Genomic DNA, 4,230 nt, shown 5'->3' with positions numbered 1-4,230 from the left:
TGCGTAGCTTCCTCAAGGAAAAGTTACCAGATTACATGGTACCAAGTGCAATAGTGATTTTGGAGTCCCTACCGTTGACTGCCAACGGTAAAATAGACCGTCGCGCCCTACCAGTAGTAGAATCACGCACAGGAATAGAAGGTACTTTAGTAGCACCACGCACCCCAGTTGAAACCAAATTGGCTTCTATTTGGGCGCAAGTCTTGAGAGTAGAAGCTGTAAGCATAGATGATAACTTCTTTGAGCTAGGAGGAGATTCCATCCTCAGCATTCAAATCATTGCCAAAGCAAAGCTTGTCGGCATAGAACTGACTCTCAAACAACTATTTGCCAATCAAACAATCGCAGAATTAGCTACAGTCGCAGGCACAACAAAAGTACTAGAAATAGAACAAGGATTAGTTACAGGAACGTCACCTTTAACACCAATTCAACAGTGGTTTTTTGAGCAGAAACTACCACAAAAACAACACTTTAATCAAGCATTTCTAGTTTCAGTACCATCTGACATCAAACTAGAGATATTAGAGCAAGTATGGGCTGTATTACTTGTTCATCATGATGCTCTACGCTTACGATTTACACAAACAGAATCGTCTTGGCACTCTGTTTATTCCGCACCTGGTGAATCAAAAGCAATCTCGTATTTCGACTTATCCACACAAACGTCCTCTGAGCAAGAAAAGACAATTGAAACCACTGGCAATGGCTTACAAGCGAGTTTGAATCTAGAATCAAATCTGGTGCAAGTAGCATTATTTTGGTTAGGTAGTGACAAAAAGGCACGATTACTAATAATCATTCACCACTTAGTAGTAGACGGTGTGTCATGGCGGATATTATTAGAAGATTTACAAACAGGGTACGAGCAACTCTCTTGTGGCAAAACCATTCAACTGCCGGCCAAAACCACTGCTTTCAAAGATTGGGCGCAAAAGCTGAGAGTATATGCGACTTCAGATATCTTAAAACCAGAACTGGCTTATTGGTTGAATGGATCAAAGTCAAATGTTACTAGCATCCCAGTAGATTATGCACAAGGTGTAAATACAGTTGCATCTGCCTGTACAGTATCAGTGTCATTAAACTTCTCTGACACGCATTCCCTGCTGCAAGATGTACCGAAAGCTTATAAAACTCAGATCAACGATGTCTTGTTAACTGCCTTAGTATTGGTTTTGAGTAGATGGACTAATTCTAAGTCTGTCTTGTTTAACTTAGAAGGTCATGGACGGGAAGATATTATCGATGGTGTAGATTTATCACGCACCATCGGTTGGTTTACAACAATTTTCCCAGTAGTTTTAAAACTTGAAGCAATAGAATTAGACAATCTTGGCAACACTTTAAAATCTGTCAAAGAACAATTACGTGCAATACCTAACAAAGGCATTGGCTACGGCTTATTGCGCTATTTGAATCAAGATGCAGAAATAACTGCCCAACTAACCACAATTCCAATGGCACAGATTAGCTTCAATTATCTGGGTCAATTTAGTCAAATTCTGAATACATCGTCTCTGATATCGCCTGCTAGTGAGTCTAGCGGACAATTCCAAAGTTTAGAAGGTCAACGCTCAAATCTAATAGATATTAATGCCATCATTAATGACGAACAACTGCAAATAAATTGGATATACAGTAGCAATATCCATCAGCACACAACCATTGAAAATATTGCCCAAGAATTTGTTTCTTATTTGCAAGAAATTATTGCTCATTGTTTAGAGCCAGAAAATATTGGTTATACGCCAACAGATTTCCCATTAATCAAACTTAACCAAAGAGAATTGGATTTAGTCTTGGCAAGACTTGCATTACTAGGTGAACTGGGTAAAAAGTCTTGGCAAAATATTGAGGATATTTATCCCTTATCGCCGATGCAAGAGGGGATGCTGTTTGAAAGTTTGTATGCTCCAGATGAGGGAGTATATTTTGAGCAGATAACTTGCACTTTCACAGGAAACCTGAATGTAAGCGTGTTCTCACAAGCTTGGCAGCAGGTGGTAGCAAGGCATTCCATCTTCCGCACGGCTTTTGTTTGGGAGTCTTTAAGCCAGCCTGTGCAAGTGGTCTATCGACAGGTTCCGGTGACTGTCGATACTCTAGATTGGCAAGAGTTATCGAATATTGAGCAGCAAGCGCAATTAAAGACTTTTCTTGTCGAGCAGCGACAACAAGGTTTGCAGTTGTCGCAAACGCCATTGATACGCCTATATCTGCTGCAATTGGATTCTGATACTTATCAGTTTGTATGGTGTTATCACCATATATTACTTGATGGCTGGTCGTTACCGTTGGTTTTGAAAGACTTGTTTGGGTTTTATCAAACAATTTCTCAAAGACAAAGTTTAGAGTTACAACCAACCATCAGCTACCGCAACTATATTGCTTGGTTACAGCAACAAAATCTCGATTTAGCTAAAGAATTTTGGCGAGAAAAACTCGTTGGTTTTATCGCTCCCACACCGTTGACTGTGAATAAACCATTGTTAAATCAGCAACAGCATTCTAGTTATAGTGAACAACAGATTCAGTTAACGGTGTCAGCAACAGATGCAGTGGTGAATTTTGTTAAACAGCATCAATTGACGGTTAATAATCTGGTGCAGGCGACTTGGGCATTGCTGTTGTCTCGCTATAGCCAACAAAAAGATATAGTTTTTGGTGCAACGGTGTCTGGTCGTCCGCCATCTTTAGTTGGTGTAGAGTCGATGGTGGGGATATTTATCAATACTGTGCCTGTGCGGGTGCAAATTGCAGATAACACTGATTTACTGGGTTTGTTGAAAGATTTACAAAACCAACAGGTAGAATCTGAGCAATTTTCCTATTACTCATTGGTAGAGATTCAGGGTCTGAGTGATGTGCCTAGAGGTATGTCTTTGTTTGAGACCATTGTCGTGTTTGAAAATTATCCAATGGATAGTGCTTTAGATGAAGACAATGGCGGTTTGACAGTCTCTAATTTCCGGGGCATTGAACAAACAAATTATCCCCTGACGGTTGTAGCTGGCATTGGTGAGCAATTTTGGCTGAACGTGAGCTACGATACTAGTCGATTTGAGCAGGAAACCATTAGCCGTCTGCTGGGGCATTTTATAACAATGCTTGAGGCTATTGTGGCTAATCCACAGCAACCTATTAATCAATTGCCGTTGTTGACACAACCTGAACAACAGCAGTTATTAGTTGAGTGGAATGATACACGAGTAGATTATCCCCAAGATAAATGCATCCATCAGTTATTTGAGGAGCAGGTGGCGCGTATCCCAGATGCAGTAGCAGTGGTGTATGAAGACCAACAACTCACATACCAACAGTTGAATAGTCGTGCTAATCAGTTGGCGCATTACTTGCGCTCATTGGGAGTGGGAGCAGATGTGTTGGTAGGGATATGTGTAGAGCGCTCTGTTGAAATGGTAGTGGGACTATTGGGCATTCTTAAGGCAGGGGGAGCTTATGTGCCACTTGACCCGGAGTATCCCACTGAGCGTTTGACTTTGATCATAGAAGACGCTCAGATATCGGTGCTGTTGACCACAGACAAATTGGCCAATACTATCCCCAACCAGAGAGCGCGTGTCATTTGCTACAATAATGATTTAGAAGCGATCGCTCTCCAAAGCCATGAAAACCCCACGGTGGAAGTGAGATCGGATTGTCTAGCTTATGTCATCTACACTTCAGGTTCAACAGGCAAACCCAAAGGAGTTAGCGTCACTCACCAAGGTGTCAACCGTTTGGTGATTAACACAAATTACATCAACATAGAACCACAAGATGTGATTGCACAAGCGTCAAATTACTCCTTCGACGCAGCAACCTTTGAAATTTGGGGAGCGCTACTAGTAGGAGCGCGGTTATTAGGAGTGAGCAAAGAGTTAGCTCTGTCACCAAAAGATTTCGCTGCTTTGATTCAACGGCAAGGGATCAGCATATTATTTTTGACGACTGCCTTGTTCAATCAAATTGCCCAAACAGTACCCTCTGCTTTCAATTCACTGCGGTATCTTCTGTTTGGAGGAGAAGCTGTAGATCCCAAGTGGGTGCAAGAAGTCCTGAAAAATGGTGGCCCGCAAAAACTGCTCCATGTCTATGGCCCAACAGAAAATACAACATTTAGTTCCTGGTACTTGGTGGAGAATGTTCCCGAAGACGCTACAACAATTCCCATTGGTCGGCCAATTGACAATACTCAAATCTACATCTTAGACGAGTATCTGCAAC

The 4,230-nt window shown here is 41.6% G+C and carries 1 protein-coding gene; it reads left to right on the top strand.

Annotated elements, in window-relative coordinates; genetic code table 11:
- Positions 1-4,230: condensation domain-containing protein (locus VB740_RS17345; protein WP_416290045.1), on the top strand; the 4,230-nt coding region annotated here is incomplete at both ends.

Origin of the sequence: Nostoc sp. UHCC 0251 (assembly GCF_034932245.1) — a bacterium.
Classification (GTDB): domain Bacteria; phylum Cyanobacteriota; class Cyanobacteriia; order Cyanobacteriales; family Nostocaceae; genus Nostoc.
The sequence above is the reverse complement of the archived record's forward strand: the minus strand, read 5'-3'. Positions and strand labels throughout refer to the sequence as shown.